The organism is Shewanella schlegeliana (assembly GCF_016765635.1).
Lineage (GTDB): Bacteria > Pseudomonadota > Gammaproteobacteria > Enterobacterales > Shewanellaceae > Shewanella > Shewanella schlegeliana.
The window spans coordinates 120,322-145,526 of the sequence record NZ_JAESVD010000004.1 but is presented as its reverse complement, the minus strand read 5'-3'; the positions used below and the strand labels follow the sequence as shown (position 1 = coordinate 145,526).

Here is a 25,205-nt window from a genome sequence, read left to right as displayed (position 1 = left end):
TTTGATACTTGCATGACTTTCAGTTTAATACACTGTATTCGTGTCATTTGCTTCTAAATAGAGATAAAGCGACTTTCACTGACAGATGTACGCCATTTTGTTACTTTTCCTAGTTAATTCACCAATTTCACAGCTAATAGTCGAATTGCTCTGCATCCTGTTTGAAAGCGCGTAGATCGGTGATCATTTTGTCTGATTCTAAAGGTACTTGGTCTTGATGTGACTCACCAGTACTGAATAAAACAAGGCGATCACAGTGTTTAGTACGCATTTTCTGCATGATGAACTTAATAAGGTCGGCTCGGGTAAGTAACTTTATTTGCTCTGCGACTAATTCTTTTTGGTTAAACTGGTAGTCTTTATTACCTATGCTTGACCAGTAGCGTTGGCTTCTGGTTTTTAGGCTCGAATCTTTTACCATGATCTGGTTAATGAGTCCGTGTTTGGTTGACTCCCACTGCTGATTGGTAAGCTGTAAGATTGCGTAGGCGAAGTCTGCAATAAACTCATCGATAGCTTCTAGCAATAATTGTGGACCAGAGGTTGGAGATTGAATGTAAAAAATAATGCCGGGATAACGATTTAATGGTAGGTATCCCGTACCGACCATATAGCCGAGTTGGCGCTGAGTACGTAGTTCATGAAAGAAGGTCGATGACATGGTGTGGTTGAGTAGGCTTAGTAGTGCCATGCTCTCTGGGCTTGTGACATCGGATTGATAATAGACGATGATGCTACTATCTTGGTGAGACACAGGGATCTCACGTAGCAAGGTTCCTTTGCCAGATAGGTCTATTAGTTCTCGAGATGACTCTTGGCTCGGCTTAGTTACCAAAGACAAAATACCTTCTAGACGTCTACCCAGTGTTTTAGCTTCCCCCTCTAACCAATCACCATAAACGAGTCCCTCAAGGTGGATTTTCTCATAGAAACTTTTGACATGAGCGTGCAGATCATCGAGGGTGATCTCTTCGAGTAACTCTGCCATTCTTGCTGGTTCAAAACTGCGTTTTTGCAGGGTTACCGTCAAGCTAGTAAATAGTTGGGAGATGGGCTTAGCCTGAGATTGATTGTACCAAGCACGCAATATTTGGCGCTTAATCAGGTCGAAGCGAGCTTGGGTGAAATTGCGCTCTCTCGCTTTAGCGATAATTAGCTCAAGCAATGTTTCCTGCTTACCTGTAAATCCCGTTAAATGAAGTGTGATCCCCCCTTGATGTGGGTAAATGTTATAACTTAAGCCTGCAACTTCCGCTTGATAGGTGTACTCGGTCAGGTAATCGAGCAACATCTCAACGTATAAACGGGTTAATGCCGCATGTCTTGGTGAGGCGGCAGCTTGGGCTGAATCTAGAGACAGATATAGGTGCCCCTTAGGAACATTAAACTCATCGTCTTTTCTATGCCAGATCCGGTACCCAGGCTTTTGTGCAACAACAACGGGTACCTTGGTGGCGCTTTTTTCGGAGCGAGCAACACACTCATCATTAATAAATGGGTTCTTTGGCGGTAGGCTCAGTTCTTTACGTACACAGGGTTTTGACCATAGAGCAATACTCTCGGGGTCAATCGCTTTGATTTGATAGGGCGAATGATACCAAGCGGCTTGTTTATTGGTGTCGAGTTCACAGGCAACTAACTGTAATCGCATATTTTGTGGTGTCATCAGTGCGAGTAACTGCTTGGTCTCTTCAACTCTAAGGCCATCCATACGGTAATCGCCATAAATCACATCCTCTATTTGATAGTGGTGCATGTTAATACTTAAATGACTGGCTAAGTCCAAAGAGTTGACCTGCTCCTGATATTGAAATGCGACTCTGAGTAGTGCAGCTCTTTCATCGTAACGCCAAGACTCTAAGCCTTGAAGGCGGATCAGTTCAATGTACTCAAATGTTGCCTCAACTACTGTATCTAACTCGGCTAGGCCGCGGTCAGTGAGTTGAATGCTAATGTTATAGTCTTTGAAGTTATAACCATTGACCCCCCCTCCTGCAGAGAGGTTATTGGCGAGCCCTAACTCTTTTAAGTAGGAGAGCAGGCTACCTTTACCCTCATAACCTAATAAATGGCTGATAAAGGTGAGAGGTTTATGGGAATAAAATGACTCCAGAGCGGGGAGAGCGAAGGTGATTGCAACGCGCTTCTGTTCTTTAAGTGGCACGATATTGATCTGAGTTTGCAGCAGCTCAGGTAGGTAGAGAGGTACGTCAGGGTAGCGACTTCTTATCGCTTTTCCGTCAATTTCGCTGAAAAACTGTCTAGCTAATCGTTCCAGCTCATCTAATGATTGCGGTGCAACAAGAGACAATGTCATCACATTAGCGCTGTATTTACCGCGGTAAAAGCTAAGTAGCTCATCTCTTAGTTCGCTTTCATCGCCAGCTAGAGTCTTTAGGTTGCCTACAGAAAACTTAGAGAAAGGGTGCTTAGGGTTAACAGTTTCCTTCTGCACTTGGTAAACTCGGCGGATATCGTCCTTTAGCTTCATACTAAATTCTGATTCAATGGCTTGCCGTTCTCGGTCAACCAGATCGATGTTAAATAGAGGAGCGATAAAAAATTGGCTAAAGCGATCTAATGACGCTTCAAATTGCTCGGCATTAATACTGTAAAAAAAGTTAGTATGTTCGGTACCTGTCCACGCGTTATTCGTGCCGCCATGCTGATTGATAAAGGCCGAGTACTCACCTGAGTCGGGGTACTTTTCGGTACCTAGAAACAGCATGTGTTCCAGAAAATGAGCCATACCAGGACGGGAAACTGGATCGTCAAAATGCCCGACAGCCACCGCCATAGATGCTGCGGCTTGACTCGCTTCTCGATCTTCAACCAGCAGTACCGATAGGCCATTCTCAATGGTGATATGGCGGTATAATCGGTGGTCGTTTGGGCTGGTTTTTATCTGGGTAGCTTTCGACAAAGAGTGACTCCAATTTCACTAATGAGCAAATGGGTTAGCTCAGCTAAATTTATGCGCTTATGCGGCACAATCTGTACAGTTAACTAATTGAGAAAAAAGATAGTTAACCTTTATTGCTTAACTTGCCATCATTTTTACTTATCTTCAAATACAACTGTCGCCATCAGTCAAATTAACGACATATTGATTAAATTTGTCGCAGTTTTGAGTAAGGTTTCGAGTAGGGTTTCACATCGCGTTTATGAAATATTTTAGTCGTTATCGATCTATTCGACTAATTATTGATGAAATAACGGTATGTTGGCGATTAGAATCGGACTACAATTAAATAATAACAATAAAGAATTGGGAGTAGCCACGCAGTATGCAGCTATTTTTAATGCGTCACGGTGAAGCGGGTTATAATGCTCACTCCGATAGAGAGCGTACCCTTACAGATACCGGCCGTCATCACACCGCTTTGATGAGTAATTGGTTAGGGCTTACTATCAAGGAATTTGACTTGGTACTGGTAAGTCCCTATTTAAGAGCCCAGCAAAGCTGGCAAGAAGTCAGTAAGCACTTCCCAGAACCTCATAAGTGGATCACGTTAGATGAGCTAGTTCCTGCGGGAGATCCAGGTCGCGTCGCCGATCTCGTGCTTGCGTATGCTGAGCAGTATCAGGCTAAGAATGTGTTAGTGATCGCACATATGCCGCTGTTAGGTTACCTTGTTAGTGAATTAGTGCCAGGCATTGAACCGCCACTGTTTGCAACATCTGGAGTGACCTTGATTGAAAGAGTGAATGAAAGAAACACTCTGGTTTGGCAACATGCACCACATTCTATTAGTTAGTTTGAACTCAACTGCTAGAGAGTTTTCTAACTTAGATATGAAAAAAGTGAGTCAGTAATGACTCACTTTTTTGCTTTAAGGCCTGTTATTTTAATTTTTGGTTTGAGTTTTTTAACGATTATCTAAGGGCATTAACGGCGATAGGGCTGATCACCAATGTCTATCAATACTAACAGCGCCGCATCGCTACCCCATTCTTTAGTGGCTTGATGAAAGGCTTTAACATGAGGATGTTGCACTAACCACATAGGAATATTTTGTTTTAATATCCCCGTTCCATGCCCATGCATCACGCAGCAGCAATGGCTTTGCTGCTTAATACAAGCTTGGATCAACGCCGCAAGCTCGAGTTTCGCTTCTGTTTGACGCATACCATGCATATCTAGCAATAGGTCAGGCACGTAGTCTCCACGGCGTAAGCGTTTAACCTCATGGTTATCCACATCATCACGGGCCCACTTCATCGGCCCATTTACGGGCAAAAGAGGCTGGTAGGTGTCAGAGAAATAACAATCTGCATGCAGCTGTTGCTCTTTCTCTTCAATGATTTTTCGGTCCTTAGGAGCCGCTATGAAATGGCGCTTATTTTGCTGAAAAGGTTTTATGCCTTTAGTCAGCTCTGCAAAAAGGGCCAAATCGTCTTTATCTTTGCTTTTATTCATCACTCTATTTTATTGAATCCGATGCCATATGAATAGAGTTCAGTTACAATGAGTCGGAATTAAAAAGTTGGAGTGAATTTTGGATAAGATTTTTGTTGATGAAGCGGTAACAGAATTACGTACTATTGGCGATATGCTACGTTGGGGCGTCAGTCGTTTTAATGATGCAAATATTTACTATGGCCATGGTACAGATAACGCGTGGGACGAAGCGATTGCGTTAGTATTTCATGCCTTGCATCTGCCGGAAGAAATTGGTCAGCAAGTTATTCACTCTAATTTAACCAGCAGTGAAAAGCACAAGATTGTTGAGCTTATTATTCGCCGTGTAAGAGAGCGCTTGCCTGTACCTTATCTTACCAATAAGGCGCAGTTTGCTGGGCTTGAGTTCTATGTCGACGAACGTGTTCTTGTTCCTCGCTCGCCAATAGCCGAGCTTATTGCTAATCGTTTTAGTCCTTGGCTATATAACAAGCCTGTTAACCGTGTACTGGATCTATGTACCGGTAGCGGTTGTATTGCAATTGCCTGTGCTTACGAATTTGAAGATGCAGAGGTCGATGCCTTAGATATCAGCGTCGATGCATTAGAAGTTGCACAGATCAACATCGAAACGCTTGAGGTGATGGATAGAGTATTCCCGATGGAGTCAGATCTATTCTCGGCGATTCCCAAAGGGCCGCATTACGATTTAATCGTATCGAACCCGCCTTATGTGGATGCTGAAGATATTGCTGATATGCCAGATGAATATCATCACGAACCAGAGATCGGTTTAGGGTCGGGTCGTGATGGCTTAGATTTAACTAAGCGTATTCTAGCCAATGCTGCCGATTACATGACCGAAGATGGACTGTTAGTGGTTGAAGTGGGTAACTCAATGGTTCAATTGAGTGAGCAATTCCCTGATGTACCATTTACTTGGATTGAGTTCGAGAATGGCGGTGACGGTGTATTTGTACTAACTCGCGATCAGCTAGTTGAAAATGAATCACTTTTCGCCATCTATAAAGATAGTGAATAATAGATCCTAGCTGCAGGCTTGCCTGCGGCTTTATATCAATCAGTACTCCTACATTGTGATTGATATTAAAAAGGAATTTACCGACAAAGCGCGGGTAAATGATAACTAGAATAAAGAGATAGAGGGCGAAAAAGCGGATGTCGGGAAACAGTATTGGTCAAAATTTCGTAGTAACAACATTCGGTGAGAGTCACGGTGTCGCCATCGGCTGTATTATCGACGGATGCCCTCCTGGGGTTGAGTTGACTGAAGCGGATATGCAGCATGACCTAGACCGTCGTCGTCCGGGGACCTCTCGTTATACAACGGCTCGTCGTGAGCCTGATGAAGTGCGTATTCTTTCTGGTGTATTTGAAGGGCAAACTACAGGCACCTCAATCGGTTTATTGATTGAAAATACCGACCAGCGCAGCAAAGACTACTCCAATATTAAAGATCTGTTCCGTCCTGGACACGCCGACTACACCTATCAGCAAAAGTACGGACAGCGCGATTATCGCGGTGGTGGACGTTCATCGGCTCGTGAAACCGCAATGCGAGTCGCCGCTGGTGCTGTCGCTAAGAAGTATTTAAAACAAGTGCATGGTGTTGAAATTCATGCCTATCTGTCACAGCTTGGGCCCATTGCAGCCGAAACTGTCGATTTTGAGCAGATTGAGCAAAATCCTTTCTTTTTCCCTGATGCATCAAAGTTAGATTCATTAGACGATTATATGCGTGAGCTTAAGAAGAGTGGAGACTCGATTGGTGCTAAAGTCTCCGTTGTCGCAACGGGTGTACCAGTGGGACTCGGTGAGCCAGTATTTGACCGCTTAGATGCCGATATTGCTCATGCACTAATGGGCATTAATGCCGTTAAAGGTGTTGAGATTGGTGATGGTTTTGAGGTGGTGAATCAAAAAGGGTCTGAACATCGAGACTTGATGTCACCAGAAGGTTTTGCATCAAACCATGCTGGTGGCATTTTAGGCGGGATCTCTTCGGGTCAGCCAATCGTTGCTCATATTGCGATGAAGCCGACTTCAAGCATCAGCGTACCGGGTGAAAGCATGAATGCCCAAGGCGAAGTTGCAGAAGTTGTCACCAAAGGGCGTCACGATCCTTGTGTGGGTATTCGAGCGGTACCGATTGCCGAAGCCATGTTGGCTATCGTGCTGATGGATCACCTATTACGCCACCGTGCACAAAATATGGATGTGAATAGCAGTACACCTATTATCGGAATGCGTTAATGTTTCAACCCAAAAGCACAGAGCAGCAACTTCGCTGGCTCTGTGCCTGTTATTTCTTTTTCTTTTCAATCCTAGGCATCATGGTGCCTTATCTTGGGGTCTTTTTTGACAGTCGGGGTTTTAACGCCGAAGAGATAGGCTTCCTACTCGCCATTCTAATGGCTACCCGGATCATCGCGCCTAATCTATGGGCAATCGTTGCCGATAGAACGGGCATGCGCTCGGAGTTGATTAAAATTGGCGCTGGTGCCGCAGCGTTAAGTTATCTGACCTTCTTCTATGATGGCAGCTTAACCTATCTTGCCATTAGTCTCGCTGTGTATACCTTTTTCTGGAATGCCATATTGGCGCAACTTGAAGTGATTACTCTTGAAACTTTAGGTGACGATGCCAATCGATATGGTGCGATTAGAAGCTGGGGCAGTATCGGTTATATCGTGCTGGTGGTTGGCGGCGGCTTTGCTATCGGGCACTTTGGACCGCAGATCCTGCCTTATATCGGTATGTCATTGTTTATCGGTATGCTAGTCAGTGCGTTGCCACTGCCCTCTAACCGCGCGGTTGTCGATAAAACCCAAAAGCGTAAGCCTATAGTCTTCGATAGAGCCTTAATCTGGTTTTTGATCTCGGCGATGTTACTGCAGATGAGTGCCGGTCCTTTTTATGGCTTCTTCGTACTTTACTTGAAGCAAGCGGGTTATACCGAGGCCGCAGCGGGGATCTTTGTTGCACTGGGCGTCATGGCTGAAATCGTCATGTTTATGTATGCGCCAAAATTGCTCGGCCGCTTTGGGGTGCAGCTTTTGCTGATCGTGAGCATAGGTTTAACCGCCGTTCGCTGGCTATTACTGGCATACGGCGTTGAAAACATAGTTTATCTTAGCATCAGTCAGATATTGCATGCCTTCACCTTCGGCCTAACTCATGCTGCATCGATTCAGTTTATTCATAAACACTTCGATGTAAGCCGACGTAGTCAAGGCCAGGCACTATATGCCAGTTTAAGCTTTGGTGTGGGGGGCGCGTTAGGGACTTGGTTATGTGGCATTATTTGGGGGAACGGTTCTGGCGCCGTGTCGGCTTGGCTCTTTGCCGCAGCTTGCGCATTTGTGTCCATGCTAGCCGTGTTATTTATTCCTAAACCCGAAGCGCATGCCGCTTAATGGGTATTAACCTACAGCGTAAAAATGGAGTCATCATTGTGGGGAAGTTTCGTCTAGGTTTGATCATCAATCCACTTGCAGGCCTTGGGGGCAGTGTCGCTTTAAAGGGCAGTGATGGCGTGGCTGCGGAGGCCATTGCCAAAGGTGCAGTACCCAAAGCGCACCTTAGAATGCAACAGGCTCTCGCTGTGATTGAACCTTATAAAGCGCGTATCGAAGTGATCACGGCATCAGGCAATATGGGTGAGACGCTGGCTAAGCAGATGGGCTTTAACACTCGCGTTGTTTACCAAGCGCCGCAGCAAACCCAGGCGCAAGACACTCAAAAAGTGGTGACAGAGCTGTTAAATGAGACACTCGATCTGCTGTTATTTGCGGGTGGTGATGGTACCGCACGGGATGTGTACGCTATCGCCGATGATAAGCTGCCAGTATTAGGTGTTCCTGCTGGCGTGAAAATTCACTCAGGCGTCTATGGCATCACGCCCCACGCTTCGGGCATGGTGGTAAAAATGTTGCTCGATGGTGATTTAGTCAGCTTGATGAGCGCCGATGTGATGGATATCGATGAAGTGGCATTTCGAACAGGGGTGGTACGTGCTAAGCGCTTTGGTGAAATGCTGGTACCTGCCGAACCTCGATATGTACAAGCGGTAAAGATGGGCGGCAAAGAGAGTGATGAACTGGTACTTGCCGATATCGCCGCTGAAGCGATTGAACAGATGGAAGATAATCTGTGCATCATGGGCTCGGGCAGCACTGTTGCTGCAGTTATGAGCGAGTTAGGACTTGAAAACACCTTGCTAGGGGTCGACCTTATTCAAGATGAGGCACTGGTAGCGAGTGACCTTTGTGCCAATAAGTTATTACAGCTCACTGAAAACAAAGCACTAAAGTTGTTTATCACCCTAATTGGCGGCCAAGGGCACGTTTTAGGAAGAGGTAATCAGCAGCTTAGCCCTGAACTCATCACGCGAGTCGGCAAAGATAATATTGTTATACTGGCGACAAAAACAAAGCTAAAAGCACTTGATGGCAGGCCATTAATTGTGGATAGTGGCGACCCTGAATTAGATAAAGCGCTTACGGGTTATTATAAGGTGATTACGGGCTATCACGATTACGTGATGTACCAAGTTGCAAATCCGGATTTAGCATAAAACACTCGTCACCGAGTGCGTAGTCAAACTTGGCTTGGTGATGTTAATTTACGAAAATAATAGATGTTTGGAGTGACTGGCTCTAATGGCTATTGAACAGCACTTCAATCGATAATAACGCGGAGCCCTCGATGATTGAGAAGTACGAGCAAACACTACAAGACTGGATTGAAAGCATTGTTGCCGAAGGTGATGATGATGCGTTATTTGCAAGTGGCTATCTACAGGGCCATGTTGCTGTTGTGCTTTCACAGCTTGAAGTTGAGAGCGAGCAGGGCCTAAGCGCCTTAGAAGCTAAGATGACCGAGTGTTTAGCACTGGCTAGAGAAGAGCTAAGTGATACTGATTACGCATTAGTTAATGATGCGTGGACACAATTGAGTGAGAAACTAGCGGCTTAATATTTTGTATTTAGCGCTATAGATAGGTTGATGAGAGTTTAAGCTTTTATGAGTATGAGTAGTTTTGTTGCAATTGGTCTCGTCAATCCGAAAAGTCCAACCAATGTCGGCGGCATCATGCGCGCCGTGGGCTGTTACAGCGCCGACGCTGTATTTTATACCGGTAAACGTTATGAGTTGGCGGCCAGTAATGGTTCGGCGCAGTACAATACTGACACCAAGCGTGCCAGTAGTTCTATCCCGCTAAAGAAAGTTGAGTCACTACTCGATGCGATAGCGCCTGATGTGAAAGTGGTCTGTGTCGATCTGGTTGAAGGCGCGATCCCGTTACCTGAGTTTGAGCACCCTGAAAAAGCGATCTACATCTTTGGACCTGAAGACGGCACCATCAGCCAGCAAGTGATTAATAACGCCGATGCCGTGGTTTATGTGCCGACGGTTGGTTGTATGAATCTTGCCGCTTCGGTAAACGTGTTACTTTACGATAGACTCGCTAAGTCGGCCTCTATCGCTAGCGATGATCTTATTCGTAGCAGTCGAGACACAAATAATCGAGTTAGAGTCAAACGTTGAGTCCTTGCTTATCCTATAAAAGCCACTATTGAGTGGCTTTTCTATTTCTTGCTAACCATAGAGCTTGTTAGAACCATGAAATATAGCAGCCTAAAGGTCCGCGGCCATCTCAGAATTAACTCTCTCCAATCATCTCTAGTGCTTTACCCTTTAATAGTTTTCGCATCCACATACGATTGGGGTTGAGTAGCGCGACAAAGTCACGACTGATAGGCATTAACTCGCCACAAATTTGTGCAGCTAGCGCCTCGGCAGCCAGTGGCCCAGAGCTTAATCCGCGTGAGCCAAGACCACCCAGTACATACAGCCCTTGATGAACAGGCGCATTATGCTTTTGCCAATAGACACGGCTCTCAGGCGTTAATTGATGGTCTTGATACAAGGCCATTATTGAGTCGAGATCGGGAGCCGGGCCCATCATGGGGGCGTGATCTCTAGTCACCATACGCACACCTACACGGGCGCTATGACCGGAGACATCGATCTCCTCCACCCAATCTTGGCCAACATAGCTGTGTTGAATTTTGTGTAAGTTCTCCACTTGCTCGCTGGAGCTGTAATGCGTATCTACCGCGTTCTTAACGTAACTCGCGCCTAAGCAGTGTAAGCTGTTGTTGCTGGGCGTCATATAACCGTGGGCGCAAAGTACTGCGCTAAGCTTCGACAGTTTGGCCCGAGAGGGGACATGGCTGACCTGGCCTCTAAAGCCCGTGGCCTGCAGGTATTGGGTCTGCGAAAACTGGGTGATTGACTTGCCGTTAGCTACAATGAGTGCCTTAAAGGGGCCAAATGTCTCAGTGTTGCTATCGAGATACCAGCTACCATCTTTGAAGCGTATGTCGGTAATTTGAGTATTGAGCTTAAGGGAAGCATCGCTAATGGCTTGTGCTTGAGTAAATGCCGCTCGGGTAAAATCTTGCGGCGACACCCAACCACCTTGAGGGTAAAAAATACCGCCGTCATCCAGTTTCACACCTGCAATGTTCGAGGCCTGCTCGGCATTAATCGCTTGGGCGATATTAGGATCCCAGTCGTGACCATTGATAATCTTAGCTACCCGCTTTCGACTGCGCTCATCATGCCCTGTATGCACCACGCCGCAAAGATCAAAACCGATAGGGTGTCCTTGGGCGGCGAGTGATTTCAGCCTTTGTAAACTAAACAGATAGGCCTGTTGAAAGTACTGGCTTAGGGTATTGTTATCTGGAGTGAGCAGCGGATAGATAGCGCCCTGCTTGTTACCGGAGGCCGCTTGGGCTAAGGCATGGTCTTCACAAAAAAGTGTAACTCGTTGAGCTCGTTCTGCTAATGATAGTGCCAAACAGGCACTGCCGACGCCGCCACCAATAATGGCGATGCCTTGGTTAACGCTTACCGCATTATCTGTCGTGGTCAACGGGGCCGCGCAGATGGGGTAGGGCGCTTGCACTGCTCGGCTCTGCGCGCGCAGTGCGGCTCTTTCTTGAAAACAGATATCATCGCAGCGAAGTGCATTATGACTCGCTTTAGCATCATCGTCCGCATCATAGCGATAAAGCCCTACTTGCTCGGCCTGGACATAAAGCCGCTGCTGGAGTTCTGCAGTTAATTCATCATCAAGGCTCAACTGCGCCTCATTAGTACTTAACTTTGCTAATTGCCAAAATAGCGTTTGCGTTAACTGAGTTTGGTCAGCATCGCTTGCAATGTGCCAGCCATCGACGAAACCATCGCTAACCATAGGTAAGCTTTGCAGCTGGTTTAGATAGTGGCCGAGATAAAAGTCGATGGTGAGCCCAACGCTAGCAATAATGACTCGTTGGCAGCCTGTAATTGCGGTTAAATAGACGCTTTCATTAGTGCACAGTAGTTTCGCAAGCTCTTCATCAGCAAGTCGGGTGCGTGAGGTGTCATTGATATCGGCAACAACTTTTAGCGTAATCCGCTTCTCTTTATGCTGTGCAACTTGAGTAATGAGCTGTTTAAGTGTGGCAATAGAGCCTAAACCTAACTGGCCAATGACCACATCATGAGTGGTTTTGCTATCGATGATCTGCTTAAGAGTTTTACTTACTGTCATGGTTACGTCTTTAATGTTAAATTAAGCACTCGCAAATATGCTTTATAATCCGCGGTAGTTGCTCGGAATTGTACATTTTTATGGGCAAATTTTGGCAAAGATTATACGTAAGGTCTCATAATGAGCATTATTTTTGTGTTCCTTATGGAAAGCTGACCACTTAAATGGATGAAAAGCGATACCATTGGTGCAGCAAAATTGGTACTAGATGTACAAAATGGAAAGTTAATAATGAAAAGAGTCGTGATCACTGGACTTGGTGTCGTATCAAGTATCGGTAACAACAAGCAAGAAGTCACTGAATCATTAAAAGCGGGTCGTAGTGGTATTACCCATTCAGATCAGTTTGAAGAAATGAAGCTGCGTAGTCATGTTTGGGGCGACATTAAGATTGACCCATCAGAATATATTGACCGTAAAGCACTGCGCTTTATGGGTAACGCAGCAGCCTACGCACACATTGCAATGCAAGAAGCGATCAAGGATGCAGGTTTAGTTGAAGAGCAGTATTCAGACCCACGTGTCGGTATTATCGTAGGCACAGGTGGCGCATCTTCTGCAAACCAGGTTCAAGCAGCAGACACATTACGTGAAAAAGGCGTTAAACGCGTTGGCCCGTACATTGTGCCGCGCATCATGTCGAGCACAGCTAGCGCGTGTTTGGCTACGCCATTTAAGATTAAAGGCATGAACTACTCAATCAGTTCAGCTTGTGCAACCAGTGCACACTGTATCGGCCACGCAGCCGAACTTATCCAAATGGGTAAGCAAGATATGGTGTTTGCTGGTGGTGCTGAAGAAGTAGATTGGACGCTAACCATGGGCTTCGACGCTATGGGCGCACTATCGACTAAGTATAACGACGAGCCAACAAAAGCGTCACGTACTTACGATGCAGACCGAGATGGCTTTGTTATCTCTGGTGGCGGCGGTATTGTGGTTGTCGAAGAGTTAGAACACGCGTTAGCACGTGGCGCAAAAATTTACGCTGAAATCATCGGTTATGGCGCGTCATCAGATGGCTATGACATGGTTGCACCATCGGGTGAAGGCGCGGTTCGCTGCATGCAGATGGCACTTGCCGATGTAGACACGCCAATCGATTACATCAACACTCACGGTACATCTACACCAGTAGGTGATATGCGCGAGCTTGAAGCACTACGTGAAACCTTTGGTGATAATCTGCCGGCCATCGCATCGACTAAGTCTTTGACAGGTCACGCTCTAGGTGCAGCGGGTGCACACGAAGCGATTTACAGCTTGATCATGATGGAAAGCAGTTTCATCGCGCCAAGCATCAACATCGATAATGTCGATGAAAAAGCGGCAGGCATGCCGATTGTGACCGAAATGACTGAGAAAGAGCTTAACACTGTGATGAGCAATAGCTTCGGTTTTGGTGGCACAAACGCAACTTTGGTTATGCGTAAGTACAAGTAAGCCATACTTACACCAACTAAAGATTGAATTAAAAAGAAGCCTAGATTTATCTAGGCTTCTTTTTTGTGTCCTATTTAGCAGTCCATTCACTATCGACAGGCTATTGGAGAGTATTTCCAAGGTTGTGGGTTCAATCGCTCTTTTAGGAGTTGAATAAAACCAGAGATCCGCGCCGAACGCTCTTTCTCTGGACTACTTAAAAGTGCAACGATATTGGCGTTAGGTAATCCATATTCTGGCAGTAGCCGTACCAGTTCGCCGCTGTTTATCTGTGGCTGCACATCCCATTCAGAACGCATAATGATCCCAAGTCCAGCTGTTGCCCAGTCTTTAATGACGCGGCCCTCGTTACTGGCAAGTGTTGGGGTGATCCTAACCATCTCAAGTTTGTCGTTGTTATAGCTGGCATCAGTAAGTCTGTCATCGGCCTGCTTGTCATGAGACAACTTGGTAAAAGACCACAAGGTGACATCTTCATTATTCTCCCTTAAGGCGATACATCGATGCTTGAGCAGATCTTGCGGCGCTTTAGGCGTGCCCATTTGCTTAAGGTATTTTGGCGAGGCGCAGAGAAACCTTTGATTTGCTGCCAAGGTAATCATTTTTAATGAAGAGTCATTGAGCGCCCCGATGTAGATGATGATGTCCCATTTATGATGAGCTGACCAATTTGGGTTATCGGATAGTTCAAGCTCGATATCCAGCTGAGGATGACTGACTTTGTATTCACCCAGTAATGGCGCGATATAGTCATTACCAAAGCCTAAAGGCGCTAACACCCTGAGTTTACCGCATACATGCTCTTTAAGTTCATCGAGCTGTTCTTGCAGCTCATCGAGGCCGCGCAGAATAGGTAGGCCTTTATCCAGCAAGAGCTGTCCCTCTTCGGTGAGACTCACGATTCTAGATGGGCGCTGGATAAGTTTAATCGACAGCTTTCTTTCAATATGTTGCAGTCTAAGTGTCACCGAGGGCGGGGTGATATTTAAGGCTCGAGCCGCATCGGCCAATGTTCGGTGGCTGGCAATTGTTGTAATGAACCTGAGATCTTCAGTGGTGATCATTTGGTTTGAACCTAATCTATACCTTAATAAGTATTAATGTAAAACAAAACCAACTTCTTAGATACTCTTGTTCTACTCGCTGGTTTGATGTCGCTCACATGCATCAAATTCAGCAATGACTTATTTGATAGTCTAGGTGGATAGCTCTGGTTAATAGCTCAGGTTAGTAGTCCAGATTGATAGCCTAGATTGACAGTTCAGGAAATAGAGCATGCTATACAGTGAAAATTCCAATCCACAATTATTGAACCAATATCAGAGTCTCGATACGCCATTTTTGTTAGTCGATAAACAGCTAATGCTTAAAAACCTAGCGCGATTACGCAGTAAGACCGAAGCTTTAGGTGCTGAGCTGCGACCTCACTTTAAAACCATAAGAGCACTCGAAGCGGTTCATCACCTGCTGCCACAAAGAACATCGGCAATCACAGTATCGACGGTAAAAGAAGCCGAGGCTCTGGCTGGTGAGGGCTACACCAATATTGTTTATGCTGTGGGTATTTCTGAGGGGAAATTACCAAGAATCGAGCAGCTTATCGTTAAGGGGGCTGAGGTAAGGGTACTACTCGACACCCTAGAGCAAGCCGAGTTTGTGAGTCGCTATTGTGAGCAGCATAACTGCGCCATTGCGGCATTAATCGAAGTTGATTGTGATGGGCATCGTGGCGGTATTCACCCAGATGATCCCAAGTTAATTGAGATCGCCAGCCTGCTGCATCATGGCGCTGCGAGCTTCCATGGTGTGTTAGCCCATGCTGGTGAGTCTTATCTTTGCTTCGATCAAGAGTCCTTAGCTGAAGCTGCCCGCAATGAAGTCAAAATGACCCTTAAAGCGGCTAATAACTTACGTGCAGCAGCAATTCCTTGTGACATAGTTAGTATCGGCTCAACACCTACAGCTCATAGCTATCAAGACCTGACTGGGATCACCGAAGTCAGAGCTGGGGTTTATGGTTTCTTCGATTTAGTCATGGCCGGAATTGGCGTTTGCCAGCTTGACGATATTGCAGCCAGCGTGGTGACTACGGTGATTGGTCATAACAAGGAAAAGGGCTGGTTGTTTATTGATGCAGGATGGATGGCACTGTCAGCAGATCGCGGTACAGCGGGTCAACCTAAGGATTGCGGTTACGGTTTAGTCGCTAAAACCAATGGCCAGCTCGTTGAAGCAATGCAGGTGATTGGCGTTAATCAGGAGCATGGCATTATTGCTGCAGTTGGCTGTGATGCTATCAGTTTTGACGACTTCCCTGTTGGTTGCCGACTGCATATTCTGCCTAATCATGCCTGCGCCACCGCCTCTATGCATCAGCACTACCATGTATTTGATACACAAGAAACTACCTACGAGAACTGGAACCGAATTCAAGGTTGGTAACATGCAATATTTAAATGAAGCGCAAACCGCAAAACTGATCACTCATCAGCTGGCCTATACCGCCGTAAAAGACGCATTTATCGCAGCCACTACCGATGAAGCGACGCTGTTTCCTGTGGTTAATGCATCTGGGCCACAAACGGACTCGATGTTTTCACTAAAGTCAGCTTCTACTGCGACACTCGTTGGTTGGAAGACCGGGAGCTACTGGCCGGGTAATCAAGCCAAAAACATGCCGTGCCATGGCACTAATGTATTTCTGTTAAGTCCAGAAACCGGAGAGTTGGTTGCAGTGGTGGCTGCAACACAGGTTAACGCCTACCGCACTGCGGCTGCGGACGCAGTGGCTGTTGATTACCTAGCACGAAAAGATGCCAGCGTTTTGACTGTATTTGGCACCGGACACCAAGCCGAGTATGAAGTATTCGCTATTGCAGAGGTGCGGAGCATCACTAAGGTGATGGTTGTTGGTCGAGAAAAGCATCGTTGTGAGCAGTTTATTAAGCGTCTCATCGATAAGGGCTTACAAGCCAAATGCGAAGTCGTCAGCGCTCAATATGGCTGTGAAAATGCTGATATTATCGTAACTGCAACCACTGCCACTGCGCCATTATTTGAGGCGAGTTGGGTTAAAGCTGGCACCCATATCTCAGCCATGGGCGCAGATAAAGTCGGTAAGCAGGAGCTACCAGCCGAGCTGTATCACGGCGCAAGTTTATTTTGTGACTATGCAGCACAGGCAGTGGTTATCGGTGAATTTCAACACTCAGAAAATGCACAAGTGATAGAGATTGGTAAGGTCATTACAGGCGCATCAGCAGGGCGCGATGATAATGTCGCTATTACGATTTTTGACAGCTCAGGCATTGCCATTCAAGACTTGTTTGTTGCCGCTAAACTGCTTGAGCTGAGTCAAAGGTGATCAATCGCGAAAAATAATGTGACTCATAGTCGTTAGCCATAATGAAGGGGAGCCCGTTTAGTAAACGGGCCACCCATAATAGTAAGTTACGTTTCATATCTCCTTTGCCCGAAGTCGAATGCTTTATGACTCGCTAAAATGGAAGGCTCGTGAATTGGCGCTTATTGCTTATGATATTTCGAATGATTCGGCATCAGCATATAACCAGTAAAATCAATATCACAACTGATGCTAGCACTCATCATCACGTCTCAACTCCATCTGATTATCACTCATTTCCCCCTTATATTGGCTTATCGTTCTAATCGACAATGAGCCAATATAAGAGTATAAAACCATAGCGCATGTGTGTTATTTATCATTTGAGGTTCACATTGGATATTGCCATTTTATTTGTTTTAATTCTGATTAATGGTGTGTTTGCTATGTCAGAAATTGCATTGATGACGGCAAAAAAGAGTCGATTACAAAAACTGGCCGCTGACGGAAGTCATGCCGCTGCAAAAGCCATCAAACTGGCTGAAGAGCCAACACAGTTTCTATCAACTGTTCAAATTGGCATTACAGTTATTGGTATATTGAATGGTATTTTGGGGCAAGCGGCATTGGCTGGCCCAATATCTGAAGTATTAGCCTCTTTAGGTGTCCCTGCTACGCTAGCACTCACCATCTCAACCGCCTCCACGGTCGTTATCATAACGTATGTATCGATAGTGATAGGAGAGTTAGTACCTAAGCGTATTGCGCAATTTCATGCAGAGCGTATCTCAACTCTGGTAGCCCCGCTCATTAGCTTTTTAGCCTCTATTTCTCGGCCTTTTGTTTTCTTACTCTCTGTCTCGACAGACGCCTTGTTGCGCTTGCTAGGTCGTTCAAGTAAAGACGGATCTTCAATCACAGAAGATGATATTCATGCATTGCTGCACGAAGGCTCTGAGCAAGGTGTAATAGAAAAGCAAGAACACTCTATGGTTCGTAATATCTTTCAGCTAGATGACCGAAAAGTGGTGTCACTAATGACGCCCAGAAGTGAGCTTGTTTATTTTGATACCGAACAGTCGTGGGATGAAAACTTACCAAGGCTGTTGCGTTCAGATTATTCTATTTTTCCGGTGACCCGGGGTGGCATGGATAATATTCTTGGTTTTACCACAGCTCGCTTTTTATTAAAAGCAGCGCACCAAGAACACAAAATCAAGTATCTAATGCGTAATTTGTTACCCTGTTTGACTATTTTAGAGAATACATTCGGAAGTCAATTGCTGGAGTTATTAAAAACAACAGGTGAAGAGATCGCATTGGTTGTGGATGAATACGGTGATGCTCAAGGTATTGTGACCCAGAAAGACTTACTTGAAGCGCTTGCTGGTGAATTTAAATCGGCAAACCCGAATGACTCATGGGCTGAGCAAATCTCGGCAGCTGAATGGATATTTGATGGCGCTATCCCAGTTACAGTGTTAAAAGAAAACTTAAATTTGAGCTCCTTACCAGAGGAAAAAGAAGCAGACTATCAAACACTAACAGGCATGTTTATGTGGTTAACGTCAAATGTTCCTACGGTGGGAGACAATATAAAATACCAAGATTGGAATTTTGAAGTGCTTTCAATCGATCACAATAAAGCCAGTAAGGTGCGAGCCACCCATAATAAGGGCTAATAAGCCTGACATAATGGCGAGTTGAGCTTCATACCGTACTGGGGGATTGTACGCCTATCTGTTACGAAAATGACTAAGTAAGGAGTTCGCTTAGACTTGAGTGAATAGTCATTTACAACTCGTTGTTAATTTAACTTTTTGATAAAGATTGAATTTTACCTTTTCTGTGTGCCGAATCGCTCCCGAAGGCTCGATGAAAGAGAAAATTGATAGTTGATACTCATCCTTTTTGTAATGTCTTAGTCTGCGTTTATTTCCAATCCTTTGTTTCTAATAAATTGGCCATCTTGTTAGAATGCAGTCCATATGCATTCAGGCCACTTTTGGGAACCACAATGAAGATCCTTGCCGATGAAAACATGCCTTATGTTCAGCAGTTATTTGGTGATTTGGGGACGATTGAAACCGTAAACGGTAGGGAGTTAGCTCCTGAGCAAGTGAAAGATGTCGATGTACTGCTCGTTCGTTCCGTGACTCAGGTAAATCAAGCCTTGTTGGCCGAGAATAACCAACTTAAATTTGTCGGCAGTGCCACCATAGGCACAGATCATATCGATTTAGATTACCTTGCAAATCGTGGTATTCCTTTTTCTAATGCGCCGGGCTGTAATGCCACTGCAGTGGGGGAGTTTGCCTTTATTGCCATGCTTGAGTTGGCGCAGCGCTTTAATAGCCCCCTTAAAGGCAAGGTGGTGGGTATTGTGGGCGCGGGTAATACTGGCACGGCGGTAGTTAAATGCCTTGAGGCTTATGGCATTGAGGTGCTGTTAAATGATCCACTGTTAGAGCAAAGCGGCGATCCCCGCGACTTTGTGTCGTTAGATACGCTCATTGAAAAGTGCGATGTGATTAGCCTGCATGTGCCGATAACGAAAAGCGGTGAGCACAAAACTTGGTATCTGTTTGATGAAGCAAGGCTTAATAGCCTAAGTGCAAACACTTGGCTGCTTAACTGCTGTCGCGGTGAGGTGATAGATAATCGCGCCTTGCTTAAATTCAAACAACAACGTGATGATGTAAAAGTGGTGCTCGATGTGTGGGAAGGCGAGCCTAATCCTATGCCAGAGTTGGTACCCTATGTTGAGTTTTGTACGCCCCATATCGCGGGCTATTCATTAGAAGGTAAGGCGCGCGGCACCTATATGCTGTATCAGAAGTTGGCTGAGGTGCTTCAAATTAACGCTGACAAACAGATGGAGTCGTTACTGCCAGCACTGTGGAGTGAGCGGGTTTTAGTGCAGGAAATCAGCGATGAAAGAGCATTATTACAGTTGGCTAGATTTGTCTATGATTTACGCGATGATGACGAATTATTTAGAAAACAGTTTCTAAATAACCAGGGGTTTGATCATATGAGAAAAAATCACACTCATCGCCGTGAATTTAGTGCATTAAAGGTAGGCAATTCGGGGCAAACTAATGTAAATTGGTTATCCAATTTAGGGTTTTCAGGAGTCGAGCTGTAATTATGTCGCAGGAATTTAATGTTGTCGTATTAGGTGCATCGGGCGCAGTGGGTCAAACAATGATTGAGATCCTCGAAGAGCGTAACTTTCCGGTTGCTAATTTATTTCCATTAGCCAGCAGTCGCAGCGCCGGTAATACGGTCAGCTTCCACGGTAAACAGGTCGAGATTTTAGATGTAGACACCTTTGACTGGTCACAGGCTCAAATCGGTTTCTTCTCAGCAGGTGGTGACGTATCAGCTAAGTGGGCGCCAATCGCCGCTGAAAACGGCTGTGTTGTTATCGATAACACCTCGCACTTCAGATATGACATCGATGTACCATTGGTGATCCCAGAAGTGAACCCTGAAGCTATTGCCGATTTCAGAAACCGTAACATCATCGCGAACCCAAACTGTTCAACGATTCAGATGTTGGTTGCTCTTAAGCCTATCTATGATGCGTATGGTATTTCACGTATTAACGTAGCGACCTATCAGTCAGTATCGGGTTCAGGTAAGCAGGCGATTGAAGAGTTAGCGGGTCAGTGCGCTAAACTGCTACAAGGCTTACCAGTAGAACCTAAAACTTATCCTAAGCAGATTGCGTTTAACGTATTGCCACAAATCGATAAGTTTATGGATAACGGCTACACCAAAGAAGAGATGAAAATGGTGTGGGAAACGCAGAAGATCTTCGGTGACGACAGCATAGTGGTTAACCCAACGGCGGTGCGTGTCCCCGTCTTCTACGGTCACTCTGAGGCGATTCACTTAGAAACACTGCAACCTGTCGATGCCGAAGATATTAAATCGGTATTACGTGGTGCTGACGGTGTTGAGTTATTTGAAGGCGATGAAGATTACCCTACTGCAATTACCGAAGGTGCAGGGACAGATCCTGTCTATGTTGGCCGCGTGAGAAAAGACATCTCTCATGAAAACGGCATTAACCTTTGGGTTGTTTCAGATAACATCCGTAAAGGTGCTGCGCTAAACAGTGTCCAGATCGCAGAGGTTTTGATTAGAGATTATTATTAATTCCTGATCTATCTGTTAGCTAAACTGATTAAAAAGCCCGCATTACGCGGGCTTTTTATGTTTTAAAGTTGTGAACAGTAGCAGGGTAGCTGAATCTAGTTTATAGTAATCTCAATAAATACAATGCCTAAAGCTCGTCACCAGGGTGGTGACTCCAGCGTGCTTTAAAGGGAAGGATTGATGAACTTTCGCACTTCGCATCTTGTCGGTTTATTTGCCACAGGGTTAGTGGCTATTGCCGCCCCTTCGATTAATTCTGTTGTTGCTGAGCCATTAAAAATTACCGGCCCTGACGGCCAAGTAAAAGTTAATGAACAGAGCGTTCGTCAATATGGCCCGACAACGTCGGCTGATACATTCTGGAGTATCGCTCAAGCCGTAAAGCCTGATAATAGCGTCACCGTGTATCAAGTGATGGCAGCGCTGTATGATGCCAACCCCCATGCATTTTCAAGTAAAAACTATAACAGCTTAGAGCGCGGCATGATTTTGCTGGTGCCGACGAAAGCGGTAATGCAGCAAACCTCTCAAGCAGATGCTAAAGCCCGCGCCGAGCGTAACGATCGAAATTGGTCATCTGCTAACCTAGTCACTAAGTCAACTAAACCAAGCGTGACCGTGCAAGCTGCGGCTGCAAAGGTAGAGAGTCCAAAGCCCGGTGTATTGGCTAAATCTCCGGTAGCCGCTAAGCCAAACCCATTAATTGCAGAGTTATCGGCAGAAGTTGATGCACTCACCAAGCAGATAGAAGAGATCCAAGCTCAAAACCTAGAGCTGACCGATGAGCTTGCACGAGCAAGTGATGAGATTGTCGTAGGATCGTCCGATACAGAGGCGTTCCAGCAGGAAATCGCCCAGCTTAAAGATGAAAACGCTCTGCTAAAAAAGGCGTTGCAAGATTCCAAATCTGAAAATGAAGCCCTAAATCAAGAACTGCAACTTAAACAGCAGCAACTTGGTGCATTCAGCTCGCCAAAGCAGGAACCGACTTCTGATCTGTGGCGAACCATTATGGATAACCCTCTGTTATTAGTGGCTGGTGCCGTATTACCTGCGTTACTTGTTGTGGCGTTATTCTGGCTGTTTATCCGTCGTAGAAACGAAAACAGTGCTGAGGAGCCGCAAGATGAACAGCAAATTGCAGCAGATAAAGATGTAATCGCAGTAGATAAAGAGATTGACTCTGATGTTGCTGCTAAAGCTGACGATGCCGATGATTTAGCTGTCCATCTTGACACTGATGATACCCATAGTGACGATAAACCACTACAGGATATCGCGGTTGCGAGTGCGGTCCGTCAGGCTGAAGAACAAGACATTGTGGTTGAAGAGGCTCTGGATGAAGGTCAGTCATTAGATGACTTGTGGGCCGAGGCCATGGGAGAACAGGAGCAAGGGGATGAGTTTAATGCTGGCGCGAAAACGGCAGAAGAAGACGATCTTGATTCTTTGCTTGCCGGCTTTGATGAGCCTGAAGAAGATAAAGCTGCTGACGCAAACGCGGCAGAGGAGGATCTTGACTCATTGCTGGCAGGCTTTGATGAACCTGCCGATACAACAGATACCAAAATAAGTGCCCAGGAAGATGATTTAGACGCGCTGCTAGCAGGCTTCGATGAGCCCGCAGCAGAGAACGATTCTGCACAAAAGCAGGCTGCAGAAGTTGAAGCTAGCACTCAAGATGACGACATAGACGCCTTGCTAGCAGGATTTGATGAGCCAACAGAAGCAACGGCAGTAACAGACGTAAGTGCGAAAGATGATGACATAGACGCCTTGCTAGCAGGATTTGATGAGACTGCTGAAGCAACGGCAGTAACAGACGTAAGTGCGAATGATGATGACAGAGACGCTTTGCTGGCAGGGTTTGATGAGACTGCTGAAGCTGCGACAGAGACAGAAGTTAGTGGCAAAGATGATGACATAGATGCTTTGCTGGCAGGGTTTGACGAGCCTGCAGAAGCAGCGGCAGAGACCGAAGTTAGCGGCAAAGATGATGATATAGACGCTTTGCTTGCAGGTTTTGATGAGTCACCACAACAGAAGGTGGCAGATGTTGAATCAGCAGCGGGTAGTGAAGATGATCTTGATGCACTGTTGGCAGAGCTTGAGGGGGAGAATAAGCCTAAAGATGACGCTAGTGAACACAAAGATATCGACTCTCTTTCAGATGAGATGGCTGCAGAGTTAGAGGCTGGGTTTGAAATCGCGGCAGAGCTTGAGTTAGACCAAGATAGCGATACAGAGAAATCTGAGAGTGAGCTCGATAGCGAACTCGATGCGTTACTTGCTGACCTTGAAGCGCCAAGTGTAGAGCCTACGGCACCACTTGAACCTGTCGAGGAGTCGAGTGGTGACAAAATAGAGCCTGCTCCGACAAAGGCTCAAGAGAGTAATAGCCTAGATTTTGACTTAAGTGATTTTGATAACGCTAGCATTAAGCCGAGCCAAGATAGTGAAGTGAGCAAGGTCGATTCGTCAGAAGCTTTACTCGATTTTACATTGCCAGATGAGGAGTTTGACTCAAAAGATTCTGAGGTGGAAGTTGAGCAAACCCCACCACCAAAGAGCGAAAAAGAGAGTGGTTTCTTTGATGATCTAAAGGGTAATAAAAAGGTAGAAGAAACCTCTATTGACTGGGAGAGTATCGTCAATCAGAAGGATGAAAACTCTGAAACCACATTGGATTTTGATGTTACAAATGGTGTGTCAGCAGACCTTTCCGACGACGAGTTATTTAAAGGTTTAGCGTCGGAGGGGAGCTCACAAGATATCGATCTTGAACTGGCCGATGATGATACTTTTACCCTCGACGATAATAATAAGCTCACAGTCGATGAAGCCTTAGCTGCGCTCGATGCCGAAGAAGCAAGTGCTAATAGCGCAGGTAAGAGTGCCGTCGCTATGCACGATTTAACCACCTTCCAGAAGGATAATGGTTTTATCGATATCGACAGACTCTTGAGTGAAGCTGATGAAGATAACGGCGAAACTGACCTGTATAAAGAGCTAGATGTCGACATGGGTGATTTAAACTCATTGAAAGGCAATACTCCTATGGTCGATGTCGATGATGAGGAAAACTCAGTTAATGCTAAGTTGGATTTAGCCCGAGCCTATATCGAGATCGACGATAGTGATAGTGCGCGCGCACTGTTAAAAGAGGTCGAGCTCGATGGTAATGACCGTCAGCAGGCCGAGGCCGCAGGCTTACTCAAAGAGTTAGTTTAAAAATCAATACAAAAAAACGGCGCCTATGGCGCCTTTTTTATACTTATCGTTTACCTTGAGTATGCTAGAATCGCCGGCTATTAAATGATTTCGTTTATTCGACGTATTAGCCAAATATTAGTTGGCGCGCCGGGTAACAGTTTAACCGAGTGATTGAGGTGTGGGATGCGAGTTGCGCTAGGTATAGAGTACGATGGTAGTCAATATTTCGGATGGCAACGTCAGGCGGAAGTTGACACAGTACAGGAGCGACTAGAAAAAGCGCTTTCAATCGTCGCGAACGAGCCTATTGCCGTGCAGTGTGCCGGCCGTACCGACGCAGGCGTTCACGCGACAGGCCAAGTGGTGCATTTTGAGACTAATGCTATTCGAAAAGAGACGGCATGGACCTTAGGCGTTAATGTTAACCTACCAGACAATATTGCGGTGCGCTGGGTCAAAATTGTCGATGATGAGTTTCATGCTCGTTTTACTGCTACTGCGAGACGTTACCGTTACATGATCTACAACCATCAACTACGCCCAGGCATTTTGCGTAGTGGTGTGAGCCACTATCCTGGTGATATTGATGAGTCGAAGATGCATCAAGCGGCACAATACCTTCTAGGTGAGCAGGACTTTACCAGTTTTAGGGCCGTTCAGTGCCAGTCTAATACACCGTTTCGCTGCGTGCATGAAGTCAACGTGACTCGTCAAGGCATGTATATTTGTGTCGATATTAAGGCCAATGCCTTCTTGCATCATATGGTGCGAAATATTGTTGGCTCACTGCTGGAAGTCGGTTTAGGTAATCAGCCAGTTGAGTGGATTGAACAGCTACTGGCACTTAAAGACAGAAATAAAGCTGCGGCGACTGCGAAACCAAATGGCTTGTATCTTGTGGATGTGACTTACCCTGAAAGTTATCAACTGCCTAAGTTGTCGCTTGGCCCGCTATTCATGCTGGACTAATTAAGCAGGGTTTAACGTTTGTTACGGATGATAGCTTT

Annotated in this window: 19 protein-coding genes; 15 read left to right on the top strand and 4 right to left on the bottom strand. The window is 45.8% G+C overall.

The genetic code is table 11. The annotated features are described in order from the left end of the window. Positions 1 to 133: 133 nt before the first annotated feature. Positions 134 to 2,923 carry an insulinase family protein gene (locus JMA39_RS08400; protein WP_202721436.1) on the bottom strand — a complete coding sequence of 930 codons (2,790 nt, stop codon included), beginning with the start codon at positions 2,921 to 2,923 and terminating at the stop codon, positions 134 to 136. Between the two features lie 364 nt (positions 2,924 to 3,287). On the opposite strand from JMA39_RS08400, the gene sixA reads away from it, so the two are divergent. After that, a complete protein-coding gene (sixA, locus tag JMA39_RS08395) occupies positions 3,288 to 3,758 on the top strand; it encodes a phosphohistidine phosphatase SixA (RefSeq protein ID WP_202721435.1) in 471 nt (156 codons plus the stop codon). Between the two features lie 131 nt (positions 3,759 to 3,889). Here the strand turns inward: sixA and smrB are convergent, their stop codons facing one another. Next, positions 3,890 to 4,420 carry an endonuclease SmrB gene (gene smrB / locus JMA39_RS08390; protein ID WP_202721434.1) on the bottom strand — a complete coding sequence of 177 codons (531 nt, stop codon included), beginning with the start codon at positions 4,418 to 4,420 and terminating at the stop codon, positions 3,890 to 3,892. Positions 4,421 to 4,499: 79 nt separating this feature from the next. On the opposite strand from smrB, the gene prmB reads away from it, so the two are divergent. From prmB to JMA39_RS08360, 6 genes are all read left to right on the top strand, one after another. After that, on the top strand, positions 4,500 to 5,444 hold the full coding sequence (gene prmB, locus JMA39_RS08385; RefSeq protein WP_202721433.1) for a 50S ribosomal protein L3 N(5)-glutamine methyltransferase: 945 nt from the start codon (positions 4,500 to 4,502) through the stop codon (positions 5,442 to 5,444). Between the two features lie 137 nt (positions 5,445 to 5,581). After that, positions 5,582 to 6,676 (top strand): chorismate synthase, encoded by a 1,095-nt coding sequence (gene aroC, locus JMA39_RS08380; RefSeq protein WP_202721432.1) that lies wholly within the window; start codon positions 5,582 to 5,584, stop codon positions 6,674 to 6,676. Continuing rightward, positions 6,676 to 7,839 (top strand): MFS transporter, encoded by a 1,164-nt coding sequence (locus JMA39_RS08375; RefSeq protein WP_202721431.1) that lies wholly within the window; start codon positions 6,676 to 6,678, stop codon positions 7,837 to 7,839. Before aroC ends, JMA39_RS08375 begins: the two co-directional genes overlap by 1 nt. Positions 7,840 to 7,877: 38 nt before the next feature. Continuing rightward, complete coding sequence (locus JMA39_RS08370; RefSeq protein WP_202721430.1) at positions 7,878 to 8,999, top strand: ATP-NAD kinase family protein; 1,122 nt, start codon at positions 7,878 to 7,880, stop codon at positions 8,997 to 8,999. Between the two features lie 131 nt (positions 9,000 to 9,130). Next, a complete protein-coding gene (locus tag JMA39_RS08365; protein WP_202721429.1) occupies positions 9,131 to 9,400 on the top strand; it encodes a YfcL family protein in 270 nt (89 codons plus the stop codon). A 48-nt stretch (positions 9,401 to 9,448) separates the two neighbouring features. Continuing rightward, positions 9,449 to 9,973, top strand: a complete 525-nt coding sequence (locus tag JMA39_RS08360) for an RNA methyltransferase (RefSeq protein WP_202721428.1) — start codon at positions 9,449 to 9,451, stop codon at positions 9,971 to 9,973. Positions 9,974 to 10,088: 115 nt separating this feature from the next. On the opposite strand, the gene mnmC is transcribed toward JMA39_RS08360, so the two are convergent. Beyond that, positions 10,089 to 12,032 (bottom strand): FAD-dependent 5-carboxymethylaminomethyl-2-thiouridine(34) oxidoreductase MnmC, encoded by a 1,944-nt coding sequence (gene mnmC, locus JMA39_RS08355; RefSeq protein WP_202721427.1) that lies wholly within the window; start codon positions 12,030 to 12,032, stop codon positions 10,089 to 10,091. A 231-nt stretch (positions 12,033 to 12,263) separates the two neighbouring features. Here mnmC and fabB point away from each other — a divergent pair, with 231 nt between their 5' ends. Further along, a complete protein-coding gene (gene fabB, locus JMA39_RS08350) occupies positions 12,264 to 13,475 on the top strand; it encodes a beta-ketoacyl-ACP synthase I (protein WP_202721426.1) in 1,212 nt (403 codons plus the stop codon). 89 nt (positions 13,476 to 13,564) lie between these two features. Here fabB and JMA39_RS08345 read toward each other — a convergent pair whose 3' ends face one another. Continuing rightward, entirely contained in the window at positions 13,565 to 14,539 is a 975-nt protein-coding gene (locus JMA39_RS08345) for a LysR substrate-binding domain-containing protein (protein WP_202721425.1), read from the bottom strand. Positions 14,540 to 14,750: 211 nt separating this feature from the next. Here JMA39_RS08345 and JMA39_RS08340 point away from each other — a divergent pair, with 211 nt between their 5' ends. The 7 genes from JMA39_RS08340 (at position 14,751) to truA (ending at position 25,167) form a co-directional block, all read left to right on the top strand. After that, a complete protein-coding gene (locus JMA39_RS08340; protein WP_202721424.1) occupies positions 14,751 to 15,917 on the top strand; it encodes a DSD1 family PLP-dependent enzyme in 1,167 nt (388 codons plus the stop codon). Position 15,918: 1 nt separating this feature from the next. Next, positions 15,919 to 16,839: an ornithine cyclodeaminase family protein gene (locus tag JMA39_RS08335; RefSeq protein ID WP_202721423.1), complete on the top strand. Its 921-nt coding sequence runs from the start codon at positions 15,919 to 15,921 to the stop codon at positions 16,837 to 16,839. A 374-nt stretch (positions 16,840 to 17,213) separates the two neighbouring features. Next, entirely contained in the window at positions 17,214 to 18,500 is a 1,287-nt protein-coding gene (locus tag JMA39_RS08330) for a hemolysin family protein (RefSeq protein WP_202721422.1), read from the top strand. Positions 18,501 to 18,835: 335 nt separating this feature from the next. After that, on the top strand, positions 18,836 to 19,966 hold the full coding sequence (locus JMA39_RS08325) for a 4-phosphoerythronate dehydrogenase (RefSeq protein ID WP_202721421.1): 1,131 nt from the start codon (positions 18,836 to 18,838) through the stop codon (positions 19,964 to 19,966). A 2-nt stretch (positions 19,967 to 19,968) separates the two neighbouring features. Further along, positions 19,969 to 20,985: an aspartate-semialdehyde dehydrogenase gene (locus JMA39_RS08320; RefSeq protein WP_202721420.1), complete on the top strand. Its 1,017-nt coding sequence runs from the start codon at positions 19,969 to 19,971 to the stop codon at positions 20,983 to 20,985. 180 nt (positions 20,986 to 21,165) lie between these two features. After that, positions 21,166 to 24,216: a FimV/HubP family polar landmark protein gene (locus JMA39_RS08315; RefSeq protein WP_202721419.1), complete on the top strand. Its 3,051-nt coding sequence runs from the start codon at positions 21,166 to 21,168 to the stop codon at positions 24,214 to 24,216. Positions 24,217 to 24,381: 165 nt separating this feature from the next. Continuing rightward, positions 24,382 to 25,167: a tRNA pseudouridine(38-40) synthase TruA gene (truA, locus tag JMA39_RS08310; RefSeq protein WP_202721418.1), complete on the top strand. Its 786-nt coding sequence runs from the start codon at positions 24,382 to 24,384 to the stop codon at positions 25,165 to 25,167. The last annotated feature ends 38 nt before the right edge of the window (positions 25,168 to 25,205 follow it).